This window comes from Micrococcus sp. TA1, from assembly GCF_014199555.1.
Classification (GTDB): Bacteria; Actinomycetota; Actinomycetes; order Actinomycetales; family Micrococcaceae; genus Citricoccus.
In genome coordinates, this window is record NZ_JACHNW010000001.1 from 2,050,047 (window position 1) to 2,066,075 (window position 16,029).

A 16,029-nucleotide genomic window follows, 5' to 3' on the forward strand; every position below is an offset into this window, starting at 1 on the left:
CCCCCGTCGTCAGACGGCCCGGCGGCGTTCCAGGACCTTGTCCAGGTCCAGGGGACGGTTGGCCGTGGCCTGGACCTTGGCCAGGTACTCATCGGACACTCCGGCCTTGAGCTTGGTGCCCGGCTGGTGGGCCGGGACCTCCGGGCGGGCCAGGGGTTCCGGCAGCGGACGGTGCGCCTCGGCCGCGTCCAGGTAGGTCGGGCGCGGGACGGACGGCCGCGGGGCGTCGTCAGCCCGGGTCCCCGGGGTCGGGTCGGGAACCGGGGCCGGTTCGGCGTCCGGGCGCGGGTCAGCCGCCGGCGGCGCCACGACGTCGGCATCGTCCCGCTGGTCCGTGGGCGTGCCGGAGGCGGCGTCGAAGACGGTGGCGGAACCGTGACCGGTGGGCCCGGCGGTCGGCTGAGCCGGACTCATCGCCTCGGTGAACGCCTGCTCGATCCGCTCGTCACGCCGCCGCTTGCGGTCCCGCAGCGCCAGCGCCCGCAACGAGGCGACGCCGGCCACGGCCAGCAGGGCGGAGATGACGGCGGCCGCACCGGTTCCCGCACCGAGGGCGGCGGCCAGGCCGGTCACCACCGCGGTCACGAGGGCCAGCACTGCCACGAGGGCGATGATCGTGCGGTCCCACCTGATCCGGAACCCGGACCCGGACGACACGCGGGAACGGCCTGCGACCCCGGGCGTGGACTGGGAGTTGCGCGACATGGACTTCCTCCGGTGGCTTCTGGACGGGGGCTGGCGGGTTGCCCTCCGGTGGATGGCGATCACCCACGCCACCACCAGTGCGCACAGCACCAGTGAGGCGTGCAGGCGGATGTCCGGAAGGTAGCCCAAGGCGAGGCTGAGCGACTCCTCGAGAATACCCGTGCCTGCGTCCACTCCGCCAAGGCTACCGGCACGGAACTACCGACGTGTGATTCAACACGGTGTGTTGCGGGGACCTGCGCGTTCTCCGTACCCCGCGCCCGGGCGCGCCGGGCCTCCCCGTTGGGTGCGCCGGTGTCGGGGACTCGTGCGGGCGGCCCGCCGGGCGCCCTCAGCCGGCGGGCCGCTCGTGCTCGAGGCGGGAGAGCAGTCCCCCGGGGACCTCGGGGGCGGTCAGCGCGTAGGAGTCGTGGTCGCGCCACGCGCCGTCGATGTGGAGGAAGTCCTTGCGCAGTCCCTCGTGCCGGAAGCCCAGCTTCTCCACCACCCTGCGGCTGGCCGCGTTCTCGGGACGGATGTTGATCTCGATCCGGTGCAGGCCCAGGGACGCGAAGCAGTGGTCCACGGCCAGCGCCACGGCGGTGGGGACGATCCCCCGACCGGCCCACGCCTGGTCGATCCAGTAGCCGATCGAGGCGGACTGGGCCGAGCCGCGCACGATCGAGGACACGCTCAACTGGCCGGCGATGACCGGGTCCCCGGCGACCGTGGTGCGCAGGCAGATCAGCCACGGCAGTCCCGTGCCGTCCCGGCCGCTGCGGTTGAGGACCCGGAGCATCTCGAAGAAGCTCCTCAGCCCCGTCTCCGGCACCGGGTTCGTCGCGTCCCACGGCTGCAGCCAGGCACGGTTCCGGGACCTCAGTGCCATCCACTCCTCCTGGTCCCAGCGCCGGAAGGGGCGCAGCACCAGGTCCCCGTGCTCCAGGGTCACGGGCCACGAGTGGTTCTGCGCAGGAGCCATGGCTCGATCCTATGGCCCGGTCGGAGCCAGGACCCCGAGGTGTCCCGGCGAGGCACAATGGGAGACGTGTCCCCCAACGAAACCGCACCCCAGAACCAGCCCGAGGCCCAGTACTCCGCCAAGCTGACCGGCGACCGCGGATCCACGCCCGAGGAAACGCTGCAGTGGCGCAAGCAGGACGTCCGCACGCTGTGGCGGGCGCGGCGCCGCGAGCTGGGCGAGGACGAGAGGGCCGAGCAGTCGCGCGCCCTCACCCGCCACGTGCTCGACTGGTACCTGCCGCGCGCACGCCACCGGCGCGCCGCCGTCGTGATGTCCTACGGGACCGAGCCGGACACCGGCCCGCTGCGCCAGGCGTTGCACGAGGCCGGGGTCGAGGTGCTGGTGCCCATCACCGAGCCGGAGCGCCAGCTGTCCTGGGCGCGCTGGTTCCCGGGTGTGGAACTGGCCCGCAGCCCCGTGGCCCCCATCGACGAGCCGGTCGGCGAACGGTACGGGCTCGAGACGATGCGCACCGTGGACCTCGTCCTGGTGCCCGCCCAGGTGGTGGACCTGCGCGGCATCCGGATGGGACAGGGTGGCGGGTACTACGACCGATTCCTGGCCGGGGTGCGCCGGCAGCGCCAGGACGGCACGAACGGTGAGAACGGCCCGGTCACCCTCGCGTCCGTGTTCCGGCACGAGCTCATGAGCCGCGGGTTCATCCCCGCCGGGGAGTTCGACGTGCCGGTGGACGGGGCGGTCACCGCCGACGGCCTCACGTGGTTCGGCGACGAGGAGACGTCCCCGGGGGTGTAGCATTGGCACTCGAAACGTGCGAGTGCCAAGCCCGCCCGGCGGACGGAACGGTCTGTCCCTGCCCGGCCCACGGCTGGCCGGAAGGAGTGTCCCCGGTGCCCACCTACGCCTACGCCTGCAAGGACTGCGGTCACGCGTTCGACATCGTCCAGTCGTTCAGCGACGATTCGCTCACGGTCTGCCCCGAGTGTGAGGGAACGCTGCGCAAGAAGTTCAACTCCGTGGGCGTCGTGTTCAAGGGGTCCGGCTTCTACCGCACCGACTCCCGCTCGGACGGATCCGGCTCCAAGGGCAGCGGTGCCTCCACGGCGGCGTCCTCGAACGGCTCCGGCAGCTCCGAGGGCTCCTCGGCGTCCTCCACCGGTTCCACGGACTCGGGCAGCCCGGCCCCCGCCGAGAAGACGTCCGGCTCCCCCGCCCCGGCGTCCTCCGGTTCCACACCGGCCAAGACGCCGGCGCCCGCCTCCGTCTGAGCCGGTACTCCACCGCCGACCGGCGCCCGGCGCGCCGTCCCCGCCCCCACGGCACCCCCCGGCGGAGGCCCGCCGCGACCTGATGTGCTCGCGGCATGGCCACCGGAGTCCCGTGCACACCCGAACCGTCACCGCGCCGACGCCCTGCCTCGCGCGGCCCCGCCACCGTCTCCCGCGGACGACCCTCCCCGGACCGGTCCGGCTCCCTGCGGCGCCGAGAGCGATCCGCCCTGCGCCGTGAGCGGGCGCTGATCCGCCGGCGCCTCGCCGCTCCCCCACCGGCCCACCTGGCCGGCTCGTCCGCCGAGCCCGACGACGGCGACCCGTCGGGTGCAGGCGGCACGGACGGCGGCACGGACGGCGGTGCCGGCCGAGCATCGGGACGGCGCCGGACGCGCCTGCGCCTGGCGGTGGCCGCCCTTCCCTTGGCCGTGGCCGGAGCGCTGTTCGTGGCCACCGGTCCCGGCGTGGATCCCGCCTCGGTCTCCGCTGTGGGCCCGGCAGCGGAGGACCCGGTCGCAGCGGAGGACCCGATCGCGGCGGAGGACTCCGGGATGGCGGGCTCGGGGGCGCAGGCCGACCCACTGGTGCCAGTCCTTCCACCCGGGGCCGGAGGCGCCATGGTGCCCACGGACGTGGCCGGGGCCGCGGAGACGGCTGCCGTCGCCGATGCGGTCCCGGGCGATGCCGCCGCGGCCCCGCCGGTGCCCGCGGCGCCCGCCGGCCACCGGCCCGTGGCCGTCCGCATCGCCGACCCGGCCGCCCTGTCGCTCGTGAGCACGGGTGATCCCGTGGACGTCATCGGCATGGACGGCAGTGTCCTGGCCCAGCGTCTCGAGGTGTTGCAGGACCGGTCCTCCGGCTCCGGCTCCGGCCCGGTGCTGGTGCTGGCCGTCCCGGACGGCGCGGGCGCGGCGCTGGCGGCAGCGGCCCTGTCCCGGGAGCTGACGGTCCTGCTGTCCGGCGAGAGCGCCGTCCAGGACCCGGGACCCTGACCCCGCCCTGGGGTCCTAGCCCCAGTGGGGAGGCTTCTGCTCCAGGATCCAGCGGTCGCGCTCGGACAGACGCGGAGCCGGTGTGGACGTCGGCGTGGATCCCTGCCCGGCGGACCGGCCCGGCGACGACCGGTCCCCGAGCGGGAGACCGTCCAGCTGCGGCTCGGGCCCGTCGGCGCTGGCCGGCCCGGTGCCCGGGGCGTCGGCGCTGGCCGGCCCGGTGCCCGGGGCGTCGGCCCGACGATGTCCGGCCCGGCCCCCGCGGCGCCGGGGCGTGGAGCCCGCGGCGCCGGCGGGCGAGGGGTCAGCGGGAGTCAACGTCGTGGCCGGCCGGATCGAAGACCGAGGAACCTGCGCCCGAGACACCCTCAGGGGCAGGGTCCCCGGCCGCGTGATCGTCTTCGGAACCCCCGGAGACGACGGTGAGGTGCACGACGTTGTCCAGCTCGGGGGCGGAATCCCCGGCGTCCACGCCGTCGGCATCGGTGTCCGGGGCCTCGGTGTCGGTCTCGGCCTCGGTGTCGGTCCCGGCCTCGGTCCCGGCGGTGGCGCCCGTGCCCGCCCTGTCCGCCGACGTCGGGGAGTCCGCCTCCGGGCCGTCCGGTGCGCCCGTCGACGCGCTCACCGGCGCGTCCTCGGGCACTGCGGCGGGGATCGCCCGCGCCACCGCGCGCGGATGGAGACCGTCCTCTGAGAGGACGTCACCGGGACCGTCTCCGGCCGCCGGCAGGCCCAGGATGGACGCCACCGCCTCGGCGCACCCGGCGGGGTCGGCGAACACGTCGATGGTCCACAGCGGGTAGTACTGCCAGCCGCTGCGCTCGAGTTGCTGGGGCCGCTGACGGGACCGCTCCCGCACGCTCATCCGGCGGTAGGACTCCGAGCCGTCGGAGATCAGCGCCACCGGGGCGGTCCGCTCGGCCGCGGCCTGGCCGTCCCAGGACGGAGTGCCCAACGGGTTCCACACGGCCAGGTCGATGCTGCCGCCGAACTGCGGCACCACGGTCCCGTGCCGATGCTGCAGGCGGTCCGCGAGGTCGGCCACCAGCGGGTCATCCGGCCGCGGGTGCGAGACGTGGCCGCCGTCCTTGAGGTAGGTGGCGAGCAGCCCGTAGAAGTCGGCGGCGCCGTTGCCCAGGCGTGTCGGGTCCAGGTCGTCGGGGTGGACGCAGGTGAGCACGTGCAGGTGCTCCCGGGCGCGGGTCATCGCCGTCGCGTACAGTTCCCGTCCCCCGGCCTCGGAGAACGGGCCGAAGTGATGCACCACGCGGCCGTGCGGGGTCCGGCCGTATCCCAGCGTGAAGACGATGTGGTCCCTGACCACACCGTGGGCCCGGGCCATCGGCGCCACCACGAAGGGCTCCTCGGCGCGGGTGAAGAACGGTGCAGCCCAGGGGTTGTTCGGCAGGTTGAGCCGGATGGCCTCGGCGACCCGCCGGGCATGCAGGGGGCTGGCGGTGACCACGGCCAGGGACGACTCCGGCCGCTTGCGGATGTGCTCGAAGACCAGGTCCATGGTCCGGTTCACCTCGGCCACGGTGGACTCCACGCCCTCGTCCCCGGCGCCGGGCATGCCCGTGCCACCTGGCAGGAACTCCACCCGCACGGGGTGGTCCGAACCGGTCAGTTCGGCCGCACCGGGCAGCATGTCCAGCTGGCCGTCGTACAGCTGATCCCCGATCAGCCGGGTGAGCCGGCGCTCCAGGCCCCGGTGCATGATCCGCAGCTGCACGCTGGGCAGCACCCGGATCAGGGCGGAGAAGGCGGAGTCGACCTCGCGGGGAGAGCGCACCGTGGCCGTCGGGTCCACCGAGACGTTGAACGGCTTGGGCGACCCGGAGGTCCCGTCCCCGAACGCGACCACCTGACGCCCGCGGCTGATCGCGCCCAGGGCGGTGCTCAGGGCCAGCGACTCGGCGTCGAGCAGCAGGACGGTGTCGAAGCCCAGGTCCGCGGGGAACTCGGCCAGCGCCAGTGGCGAGGTCGTCCAGACGGGCACGAGGGACTGCAGCAGTCCGGGCTCCAGGGCGGCCAGGGTCTCCGGGTCGGGGTTGCCGTCCTTGAGCAGGCCACGCAGCACCCGGGCCGAGGCGCGATGGTAGGAACTGGCCTTCTTCCACTGCTGGGACAGCGTCCAGTTCAGCCGCTGGCTGCCGGTCTCCAGGTGGGTGGCGTCCGCCAGCCGGTACTCGGACTCGATGCGGCGCAGGGAGGCGGCGTCCGTCATGGCGAGGTAGTCGTCCCCGGAGATCATCGCCTCCAGGGCGGACTGCCACCAGGCCAGCTCCAGCTCGGATCGCAGTTGCTGCACGGGGACCTCGCGCTGCTGCAGGTCCGCCGTGAGCTCCTGCAGTCCGTGCTCGCGCAGCTGGTCGCCGACCAGGGTGCGCTCGGGCAGGGTCTTGAGGGTCTCCTGGTCCGCCACCAACCGGTCCAGCACGGTGCTGAGCTCGTCCACGTGCAACCGGTCGAGCCGGTCCGCGTCCCGGCGCGGCTCCGCGAGCATGCGCTGCAGGCGCCCGAGTTCCCCGGCCACCTCCTGGCCCTTGGCCGACAGCGCCTCGAGCCCGGACGGGACCGAGGGGTGGCGCTTGGAGACGGCCCACTGGGCCCACTCCGCGCGCTGGGCCTGCACCTGGACGAGGGACTCGTGCAGGTCCGCCACGTGCATGCCCGGACGGATGTACTCCTTGGCCACGCGGCGCAGGCGGGAACGGGTCATGGAGGACATCTCCACGCCGTGCTGCTTGCGCCACTGGCCCGAGGCGGTGGCCGAGATCAGGTCCGTGACGGGACGGTCGAAGATGTCCGGGGTGAACTGGTCCAGGGAGGTGCGCACGGCCGACATCACCTGGATCTGACGCACCCACTCCGCGAACGTGGACCCGGGACGCAGCTGGGCCTGCTCGGTCGCGTTCTCGAGCTGCTCCCGCAGCACCGGCAGGGCGGCGGCGAGGTCCTCGGCCAGGCCGTACGCCTCCTCGGTCTCCTGGACGTTGCGCAACCGTGCCCCGTACCAGGGGCTCTCCGTGGAGGCGCGGGAGAACGCCCCGAGCTCCCCGGCGCGGATGAGCTTGGCCGCGGTCTCCTCGCGGTTGACGGTCGCGTCCAGCACCGAGCGCTTGAGCCGCACCGTGGTGGACGGCGCCGGATCCAGCGCGGTCAGGGCCGCCAGCGACTGCATGGCCTGGAACGGCGAGCAGCCCCAGCGGTCCCGCGTGTTGTGCAGGCTGCGCAGGTGGTCGCGCAGTTGGTGCCGGCGCTCCACGAGGGTGGCGTTCAACCGGGTGGTGGCGGGCTCCTGGGCGCGCTCCACCCGCAGCAGGGCGCGGATCAGCTGGCGGCGCAGGGACTCGGGGGTGGCCCCGGCCGGCAGGTCCAGGGCCAGGCTGTCCAGCTCCACCGAGCCGAGCCGGCGGCGGAAGTCGTCCAGGGTGGCGGTCCGCTCGGCCACCACGAGCACCCGCTTGCCCGCCGCGGCCAGTTGCGCCACGGCGTTGGCCGCGGTCTGCGTCTGCCCGGTCCCGGGAGGGGTGACGACCACGAGGTCGTGGCCGGCGGCGATGTGGTCCAGGGCCTCCTGCTGCGAGGGATCGGCGTCCAGCACCAGCGTCTCGTCCCGCGGGTCACGCTCGTCCAGCGGCGCCAGCCCCGTGTCCGTGAGCTCGCCGCGGCGCGGCACCATGCCGGACCCGGCGTCGTACAGCGCCGCGACCACGGGGTGGGTGGAGTCCACCACGTCCACGGAGGCGGTGTCCGCGAGGTCGGCGAAGGTGGAGACCAGCAGCCGGTTCTCCACGACCAGCCCGCGCAGCCGGCGGGCCTCCGAGCGCAGCAGCTCCAGGGCCGGCATCGGCTCCAGCTTGGCGGTGGCGTAGGCGGCCCGCAGGTAGTCGTCGGCGTCCAGGGCGATCCCGAAGGTGTCCCGGAAGTACCGCGCCAGCGCCGGGTTGAGCCGGGCGCGTTCGGTGATCTGGACCTCGTAGTCGTCCTGCTCGCTGCGCAGGGTCAGGGTCAGCCGTGCCAGCAGCACCGGAGCGGACATCTGCGTGGAGCGGCCCTCCTCGATGGTCCGCCAGGTCGCCACGCCGGTGGCGAGGTAGCCGACATCGACGCCGCGGTCTTCGGCCAGCTCCTGGATCTTGCCGCGCAGCTGCCGGGCCGCGCCGCGGGCGGCCACGAACTGTTCCTGGTCCCGCAGCAGGGTGGACAGCCGCGTCTTGCGTCCGGACAGGAACTGGGACAGGCCCGAGGGATGGGAGTGGGTGATGTCGATGCTGTTCGCCGAGGACGGGGCGAACCGCAGCATGGTGTCGTTCTCGGTGCCCGAGCCCAGGGAGGCCAGCCAGGCCGGGAAGGTGGGACGGTCCTCGGAACCGGGGGCGCCGCCGTCGGGGGTCTCCGCGTCCGGCCGTGGTGCCGCAGGGCTCTGGGTTCGGTCCTGCTCAGTCACAGTTGTCCTTCCTGCCGCCGGCCGCGCTCCCGCAGCCCACGACGACGGCGGGCGGCAGGGCGCCGGGGGTCACCGATGCTTGCTTCCACGGTACCCAACGGCACCGACGATTCCGTCGAGGACGGCGGTGTGCCCCACCGCCGTCCTCGACGGCTCACTCCCACTCGATGGTTCCCGGGGGCTTGCTGGTCACGTCCAGGACCACCCGGTTGACCCCGTCCACCTCGTTGGTGATCCGGTTCGAGATCCGCGAGAGCAGGTCGTGGGGCAGCTGTGCCCAGTCCGCGGTCATGGCGTCCTCGGAGGTGACGGGCCGCAGCACCACGGGGTGGCCGTAGGTGCGGCCGTCGCCCTGGACGCCCACCGAGCGCACGTCCGCCAGCAGCACCACCGGGCACTGCCAGATGTGGCGGTCCAGCCCGGCGGCGGTCAGCTCGGCGCGCACGATCGCGTCGGCCTTGCGCAGCAGGTCCAGGCGTTCCTTCGTCACCTCGCCGATGATGCGGATGCCCAGGCCGGGGCCGGGGAACGGCTGGCGCCAGACGATCTCGTCCGGCAGGCCCAGCTCGTGGCCGACCGCGCGCACCTCGTCCTTGAACAGGGCACGCAGCGGCTCGACGAGCTCGAACTCGATGTCCTCCGGCAGCCCGCCCACGTTGTGGTGGCTCTTGATGTTGGCGGTGCCCTCTCCCCCGCCGGACTCGACGACGTCCGGGTACAGGGTGCCCTGGACCAGGAAGCGCACGTCCTTGGCGTCCGGGTCGTGGCGGGACTCCTCGATGATGTCCGCCTGGGCCCGCTCGAAGGTGCGGATGAACTTCTCACCGATGATCTTGCGCTTGGTCTCGGGGTCGGTGACGCCGGCCAGGGCCTCGAGGAACACGTCCTCGGCGTCCACCATGACCAGCCGGGCTCCGCCGCCGGCCCGGCCGAAGGCCTTCTCGATCTCCTCGGACTCGTCCTGGCGCATCAGGCCGTGGTTGACGTAGACGCAGGTGAGCTGGTCCCCGACGGCCCGCTGCACGAGGGCGGCGGCCACGGCGGAGTCGACGCCGCCGGACAGGCCGCAGATGGCGCGGTAGTCACCGATCTGCTCGCGGATCAGCTCGACCTGCTCCTCGATCACGTTCGAGGTGGTCCAGGACTGCTCCAGCCCTGCGCCGCGGCGCAGGAAGTTCTCCAGGACGTCCTGGCCGCGCTCGGTGTGGCCGACCTCCGGGTGCCACTGCACCCCGTAGATCCGCTTCTCCGGGCTCTCGAACGCGGCCACCGGGGCACCGGGGGTGCGCGCGGTCACGGCGAACCCGGGAGGGGCCTCGGACACGGCGTCGGAGTGGCTCATCCACACCACCTGGTCCACGTCCTGGCCCTCGAGCAGCTCGGAGGTGGGGCTGATGGCCTCGAGCCGGGTGGAGCCGTACTCGCGGGTCTCGGTGTGGGCGACCTTCCCGCCCAGCGCCTGGGCGATCGCCTGGAAGCCGTAGCACAGGCCGAGCACGGGCACGCCGGCCTCGAGCAGCTCGGGGTCGAGCCGGGGAGCGCCCTCGGCGTACACCGAGGAGGGCCCGCCGGAGAGGATGAGGGCGGCCGGCTTGCGCGCGAGGATCTCCTCGGTGGCCAGGGTGTGCGGGACGACCTCGGAGTACACGTTGGCCTCGCGGACCCGGCGGGCGATCAGCTGGGCGTACTGGGCACCGTTGTCGACCACGAGGACGGTCGGGAAGTCGGCGGCGATCTGCGGGTTGTCAGCCTGGGTGGAAGTCACCCGTCAAGGATAGTCCAGCGCGGGACCGCCCCCACCTATCGTGGTGCCGTGAACGAGAACGCGGGGACCGACGTCGTACCCCTGAACCCGCGGGCCCGCGAGGCCCAGCGCCACACCGTGGCCGTGCTGGGCACCGCGCAGGTGTTCTCCGGCCTGGGCAACGGGGCCACGCTGTCCCTGGGATCGATCCTCGCCGTGGACCTGTCCGGGGCCGAGGCCACCGCCGGGCTGGTCAACACGGGCATGACGCTCGGATCCGCGGTGGTGTCCATCCCGCTGGCCCAGCTCGCCCTGTCCCGTGGCCGGCGGGTGGCCCTCGGCGCGGGACTGGCCGCGGGCCTGGTCGGCCAGGCCCTCATGGTCACGGCGGTGCTCGCCCGGGCGTTCCCGGTCCTGCTGCTCGGCGCGTTCCTGGTGGGTTTCGGGGCGGCCGTGAACCTGCAGGCCCGGTTCGCCGTGACCGACCTGGCCGAGCCCCGGCACCGCGGGCGCGACCTGTCCCTCGTGGTGTGGGCGGTGACCGTGGGAGCCGTCCTCGGCCCGAACATGGTGGGCCCCGGCGCGGTGCTGTCCGGGTGGCTGGGGATCCCCGCCCATGCCGGGCCGTTCCTCATCTCCGGTGCCGGCATGCTGGTCGGCTGGCTGATCATCCTGCTGGGGCTGCGCCCGGATCCGCTGCTGCTGCGCCGCGAGCTGGAGGGCGTCCCCGAGGGTCCGGACCCGGACGCGCCCCGCCGTCCGGTCGGGCCCGGGACCGGGACGGGAGGCGTGGAGACCGTCGTGGAGCCGGTACCGGCGGTGGCGCGCACGGTCCCGGGCAACCGCTGGACCGCCGGCTGGCACGCCATCCGCCGCCATCCCTCCGCGCTGGCCGCGCTGGTCTCCGTCATCGCGGCGCACGCGGTGATGGTGGGGCTGATGTCCATGACGCCCCTGCACCTGCAGCACCAGGCGGGGGTGGCCAGCAGCGAACTGGGCCACCACCCGGACACCGTGGTGCTGATCGGCTTCACCATCTCCCTGCACGTGGCCGGGATGTACGCCCTGTCCCCGCTGATGGGCGTGCTGGCGGACCGGTTCGGCCCGGCGCGGATCGTGTCCGCCGGACTCGCCACCCTGCTGGCCGCCACCGCCTTCACCGGCTTCCTGCCCGGTGAGCACTGGGCCGTGGTGACGGGGCTCGTGCTCCTGGGGCTCGGCTGGTCCGCGACGACTGTGGCCGGCTCCACCCTGCTGGTGGCGGCCCTGGCCCCGCAGGAGCGGGTACCGGCCCAGGGCTTCTCGGACGCGGCGATGTCCCTGGCGGCCGCGGTCGGCTCCGTGCTGGCCGGGCTCGTGATGGGCTGGATCGACTACGCCGGGCTCTCGGCGCTGCTCGGTGCCGTGGTGCTGGCGTCCCTGGCCGGCGTCGTCGCCCTGGTCCGCCGCCAGCCCGCCCCGTCCGACTGAGGGCACGCGGCCGCCTGAGGGCCCGCCGCCAGCCGGCACCGGCCGCCTGAGGGCCCGCGGCCGGCGGAGACCCCGCGGCCTGGCCGGACGAGGCCCGGCTCCCGGGGACGGGCCGATCCGAGTGGTGACCGAGTGTGCCGCGACGGCCTCCCGGACCGAACGGCCGGGGTCGACGGTGGCCCGCGGGCCCTCCGGGGCCGCCGCGGCGTCCCCGGTCCGCCGAGGACGGGTGGTGGTCGAGTAGCCGTCCCTGCAGACAAACGGCCCGCCGGATCCTAGAAAGTATGACGTGCTCAACACTCGTCTGCACCGCGTCCTGTCCCCGGACACCGGTGCCACCGCCCCGCCCGTCTCCCTGCCGTCCCTGGCCGCGCCGCCCGCGACCGCACCGTCCGTGGCCGCGCCGCCCGCGACCGCGCCGCCCGCAGACCCCGACGTGCGCGTGCCGATGTTCTCCGCCACCGAGTACGGCCAGCGGTTGGCAGCGGTGCGCGAGCGGATGGCCCGTCAGGGCCTCAGCGCGCTGGTGGTGACCGATCCCGCGAACATCTTCTACCTGAGCGGTTACGACGCCTGGTCCTTCTACACCCCGCAGATGCTCTTCGTCCCCGCGCAGGGCGAGATGCTGCTGTTCCTGCGGGAGATGGACGCCCAGGGTGCGTTCCGTACCTCCTGGCTGCCGGAGGACCAGATGATCGGCTACCCGGAGCAGTACGTCCACCAGCCCCACGTCCACCCCTTCGACTGGGTGGCCGTCGCCCTGCGCCGGCGGGGACTGGTCGCGCCGGCCGCGACCGGTTGCATCGGCCTGGAGATGGACGCCCACTTCTTCGCACCGAAGGCCTACCGCGCCCTGGTCAACGCGCTGCCCGAGTGGACCCTCGTGGACAGCTTCGAACTGGTCAACTGGGTACGGGCGGTCAAGTCCGAGGCCGAGATCCAGTACATGCGCACCGCGGCGCGCGTCACGACCGCCGCCATGCGGGCGGCCATCGACGCGATCGAGCCCGGGGCCGCCCAGCACCTCGTGGCGTCCAGGATCGCCGCCGCCCAGGCGGAGGGCGACGGGGAGGCCTGGGGTGACTTCCCGGCCATCGTCCCCATGCTGCCCACCGGCCGGTCCGCGGACACCCCCCACCTGACCTGGTCGGACCGCGTCCTGGGTGAGGGGGACGCGGTCGTGGTGGAGCTGGCCGGAGCGCACCGGCGCTATCACGTGCCCCTGGCGCGCACGGTGATGCTCGGCACTCCCCCGAGCGAGCTGCTCCTGCTGGAGGAGGCGGTCGCCGCCGGTCTGCAGGCCGTGCTCGACGTCACCGCCGCGGGCGTCCCGGTGCGGGAGATGTCCCGCGCGTGGAACCTGACGCTGGCCCAGTACGGGCTGGAGAAGCCGAGCCGGCTGGGGTACTCCATCGGCATCGGTTATCCCCCGGACTGGGGCGAGCGCACCGTGAGCATCCGCTCCGAGGACGAGAACGTGCTGGCCGAGAACATGACGTTCCACCTGATCTGCGGGATGTGGATGACCGGCTACGGCTACGAGGTGTCCGAGTCGATCCGCGTCACGGGCACGGGAGTGGAGACCTTCACCTCCTTCCCCCGGCAGCTGGTCAGGAAGTGATCCCGTGACCATGGACCAGCTGGCCTGTACCCCGCGTGAGCGCGCGGTCCTGGACCTTCTCGACCTCGATGGACTGGTGGACCTGACGCGTGCCCTGATCGACGCCGGCGGGGAGAACCCCGGCAGCACCGAGCTGGAGACGGCCCGCGTGCTGGCGACGGCCGGGCTCGCTCGCGGGCTGGCGGTGCGCACGGACGACGCGGCACCGCAACGACCGAACGTGGACGTGGAGCTGGCCCCCGGCGGGGCCGTGGGCGAGGGACCCGGACTGTTGTTCCTGGGCCATTCCGACGTGGTGCCGGCAGGACCCGGGTGGTCCCGTGAGCCGTTCCGGTCCGTCGTGGACGGCGGCCGGGTCTTCGGCCGGGGAGCCACCGACATGAAGGGCGGCCTGGCGGCCGTGCTCGTGGCCATGGACGCCCTGCGCCGCGCCGGGGCGCCGCTGACGGGGCCGGTGCGCCTGGCCTGCACCGTGGACGAGGAGGACCTGGGCCTGGGCATCCGCCACCTCACCACGCGTGGCCTCGGCCGGACCTTCGCCGGGTGCGTCGTGGCCGAGCCCACCGACCTGCAGACAGTCATCGCGTGCCGCGGGGACGCCTATCTCGAGGTGACCGTCACCGGTGTGTCCGCCCACTCCGGGCGCCCCGAGGACGGCCGCAACGCCATCGACGCCGCGTCCCGCCTGCTCGCCCTGGTCCGCGAGGACCACGAGGCCCACGCCCGCACTCCCGACCCGTTGCTGGGCTCGGCGACCTGGAACATCGGCCGGATCGACGGCGGCCGGGCCACCTCGATGGTCGCCGCGCAGTGCCACCTCTGGCTCGATCGGCGGCTGATGCCCGGTGAGGAGCCCGAGGCCATCCTGTCCGGCCTGCTCGCCGCCGCCGACCGGGCCGGCATCACCGGTGACGGGATCTCCCTGAACGGCACCGTCACCATGTCCATGCCGGGGTTCCGCACTCCCCGGGAGCACCCGCTCGTGGAGGCGGTGCACGGAGCGGTCCGGACCGTGGGCGGCCCCGACTCCATCGGCGGGTGGTCCGCGGCCTGCGACGGCGGCTTCGTGGCCCAGGACCTCGGCGTTCCCACCGTGGTCATGGGTCCCGGTGGGCTGAACGACCAGGCGCACCAGGTCGACGAGTCCGTGGCCGTCGAGGAACTGGAACTCGCGGCGCGTGCCTACGTGCTGACCGCCCTGCGCATGCTCTCCCCCTGACGGCGCCTCGCACGGACCGTCGCCGATTCCCGCATGTCCCCTCATCACCCGCACCCGGGCGCCCTCCAGGGCGCCACCCCTCCCCCTGAAGGCTGTCATGACACACCTCGACCAGACACAGCACACCCCCGGCCGCCCGGAGGGCGGTGCGGACCCGTCACCGGCCGCGGCCGGCCCCGCGGCCCCGGACGCCCGGACGGTCCACCGCGCCGTCGCGGCCTCGGCGCTCGGCAACGCCACCGAATGGTTCGACTACGGCGTGTATGCCGTCTCGGTCGTCTACCTGACGCAGAACTTCTTCCCCGGGGAGGCCGGCACGCTGCTCGCCCTGAGCACGTTCGCCCTGTCCTTCCTCGTCCGGCCGCTGGGCGGGCTGTTCTGGGGGCCGCTCGGTGACCGGCTCGGTCGGAAGAGGATCCTGGCGCTGACGATCATCCTGATGGCCGGGGCGACCTTCTGCATCGGCCTGCTGCCCACCTACGCGACCATCGGCCTCGCCGCGCCGGTCCTGCTGGTCGTGCTGCGCATGATCCAGGGCTTCTCCACCGGTGGCGAGTACGGCGGAGCGGCGACGTTCATGGCCGAGTACTCCCCGGACCGGAAGCGGGGCTTCTTCGGCAGCTTCCTGGAGTTCGGCACCCTCGGGGGCTTCGCGCTCGGCTCGCTGGTGGTCCTGCTGTCCGGCATGGCCATCGGCGAGGAGGCCATGGCGGACTGGGGCTGGCGGATCCCGTTCCTGCTCGCCGGGCCGATGGGCCTGATCGGCCTGTACCTGCGCTCCAAGCTGGCGGACTCACCGGTGTTCCTGGAGCTCGAGGAGGCGGGCCAGGCCGAGTCCTCCACCGGGACGGCGCTCAAGGACCTGGTCAGCCGGTACTGGCGCCCCATGCTCACGATGGCCGGCCTGGTCGTGGCCCTCAACGTGGTGCACTACACGCTGCTGAGCTACATGCCGACCTACCTGGAGGGCCAGACCGGCATGGACGCCCAGACGGTGCTGACCATCATGTTCGTGGCCCAGTTCGCCATGATGCTGGTCGTGCCCTTCGCCGGGGCCCTCTCGGACCGCGTCGGCCGGAAGCCGATGTGGTACGGCTCGCTGATCGGCCTGTTCGTGCTGGCCATTCCGATGTACACGCTCATGGCCAACGGCTTCTGGTGGGCGCTGCTGGGCTTCGCCGTGCTGGGCCTGCTCTTCATCCCCCAGCTGGCCACCATCTCGGCCACCTTCCCGGCCATGTTCCCCACCCAGGTGCGCTTCGCCGGTTTCGCCATCACCTACAACGTCGCCACCGCCGTCTTCGGGGGCACCGCCCCGATCGCCAACGAGGCCCTCATCGCCACCACCGGCAACCCGCTGGTCCCGGCGTACTACATGATGGGTGCCTGCGTCATCGGGCTCATCGCCGTGCGGTTCATGCGCGAGACGGCCGGGGTCTCCCTGCGCGGCACGGAGATCCCCGGGACCGGCGCGGCAGCCGCCCCCGTCCCCGCCCCCGCGCGGGCCCTCGGATAGTCCCGTCCGACCGGCCCGGGTCCCCTGGGCCGGCGCCCTGCACGCACGACGCCCGGCGGGGAGCTCCCCGCCGG

11 protein-coding genes are annotated in these 16,029 nt (G+C 73.6%); 7 read left to right on the forward strand and 4 right to left on the reverse strand.

What is annotated here, in order from left to right; translation table 11 throughout:
- Nucleotides 1-9 precede the first annotated feature (9 nt).
- Both GGQ69_RS08905 and GGQ69_RS08910 read right to left on the reverse strand, forming a co-directional pair.
- Entirely contained in the window at nt 10-879 is an 870-nt protein-coding gene (locus tag GGQ69_RS08905) for a hypothetical protein (RefSeq protein WP_183527304.1), read from the reverse strand.
- A 157-nt stretch (nt 880-1,036) separates the two neighbouring features.
- Complete coding sequence (locus tag GGQ69_RS08910) at nt 1,037-1,666, reverse strand: GNAT family N-acetyltransferase (protein ID WP_183527306.1); 630 nt, start codon at nt 1,664-1,666, stop codon at nt 1,037-1,039.
- 66 nt (nt 1,667-1,732) lie between these two features.
- Here GGQ69_RS08910 and GGQ69_RS08915 point away from each other — a divergent pair, with 66 nt between their 5' ends.
- The 3 genes from GGQ69_RS08915 to GGQ69_RS08925 all read left to right on the forward strand — a co-directional run bounded on the left by GGQ69_RS08915 (nt 1,733) and on the right by GGQ69_RS08925 (nt 3,932).
- Nucleotides 1,733-2,464, forward strand: coding sequence for a 5-formyltetrahydrofolate cyclo-ligase (locus tag GGQ69_RS08915; RefSeq protein ID WP_183527308.1), 732 nt, complete (start codon nt 1,733-1,735; stop codon nt 2,462-2,464).
- A 95-nt stretch (nt 2,465-2,559) separates the two neighbouring features.
- A complete protein-coding gene (locus GGQ69_RS08920; protein ID WP_183527310.1) occupies nt 2,560-2,937 on the forward strand; it encodes an FmdB family zinc ribbon protein in 378 nt (125 codons plus the stop codon).
- Nucleotides 2,938-3,032: 95 nt separating this feature from the next.
- A complete protein-coding gene (locus GGQ69_RS08925; protein WP_183527312.1) occupies nt 3,033-3,932 on the forward strand; it encodes a hypothetical protein in 900 nt (299 codons plus the stop codon).
- A gap of 304 nt (nt 3,933-4,236) precedes the next feature.
- On the opposite strand, the gene GGQ69_RS08930 is transcribed toward GGQ69_RS08925, so the two are convergent.
- Together GGQ69_RS08930 and guaA are read right to left on the reverse strand one after the other, a co-directional pair.
- Entirely contained in the window at nt 4,237-8,385 is a 4,149-nt protein-coding gene (locus GGQ69_RS08930) for a DUF4011 domain-containing protein (RefSeq protein WP_183527314.1), read from the reverse strand.
- Nucleotides 8,386-8,539: 154 nt separating this feature from the next.
- Nucleotides 8,540-10,150 (reverse strand): glutamine-hydrolyzing GMP synthase, encoded by a 1,611-nt coding sequence (guaA, locus tag GGQ69_RS08935; RefSeq protein ID WP_370577139.1) that lies wholly within the window; start codon nt 10,148-10,150, stop codon nt 8,540-8,542.
- Between the two features lie 48 nt (nt 10,151-10,198).
- Between guaA and GGQ69_RS08940 the strand changes: the two genes are divergently transcribed.
- The 4 genes from GGQ69_RS08940 to GGQ69_RS08955 all read left to right on the forward strand — a co-directional run bounded on the left by GGQ69_RS08940 (nt 10,199) and on the right by GGQ69_RS08955 (nt 15,955).
- Nucleotides 10,199-11,599, forward strand: coding sequence for an MFS transporter (locus GGQ69_RS08940; RefSeq protein ID WP_370577140.1), 1,401 nt, complete (start codon nt 10,199-10,201; stop codon nt 11,597-11,599).
- A 448-nt stretch (nt 11,600-12,047) separates the two neighbouring features.
- Nucleotides 12,048-13,220, forward strand: a complete 1,173-nt coding sequence (locus GGQ69_RS08945) for a M24 family metallopeptidase (protein WP_183528492.1) — start codon at nt 12,048-12,050, stop codon at nt 13,218-13,220.
- 10 nt (nt 13,221-13,230) lie between these two features.
- Nucleotides 13,231-14,439 carry a M20 family metallopeptidase gene (locus tag GGQ69_RS08950; protein ID WP_183528494.1) on the forward strand — a complete coding sequence of 403 codons (1,209 nt, stop codon included), beginning with the start codon at nt 13,231-13,233 and terminating at the stop codon, nt 14,437-14,439.
- Nucleotides 14,440-14,536: 97 nt separating this feature from the next.
- Nucleotides 14,537-15,955 carry an MFS transporter gene (locus GGQ69_RS08955; RefSeq protein WP_183527316.1) on the forward strand — a complete coding sequence of 473 codons (1,419 nt, stop codon included), beginning with the start codon at nt 14,537-14,539 and terminating at the stop codon, nt 15,953-15,955.
- Nucleotides 15,956-16,029 lie beyond the last annotated feature (74 nt).

Bases quoted from the DNA above. Each gene is read 5' to 3' on its own strand.
- GGQ69_RS08925 (WP_183527312.1), top strand. From the start codon at position 3,033: ATGGCCACCGGAGTCCCGTGCACACCCGAACCGTCACCGCGCCGACGC.
- GGQ69_RS08955 (WP_183527316.1), top strand. From the start codon at position 14,537: ATGACACACCTCGACCAGACACAGCACACCCCCGGCCGCCCGGAGGGC.
- GGQ69_RS08910 (WP_183527306.1), bottom strand. From the start codon at position 1,666: ATGGCTCCTGCGCAGAACCACTCGTGGCCCGTGACCCTGGAGCACGGG.
- GGQ69_RS08950 (WP_183528494.1), top strand. From the start codon at position 13,231: ATGGACCAGCTGGCCTGTACCCCGCGTGAGCGCGCGGTCCTGGACCTT.
- GGQ69_RS08945 (WP_183528492.1), top strand. From the start codon at position 12,048: ATGTTCTCCGCCACCGAGTACGGCCAGCGGTTGGCAGCGGTGCGCGAG.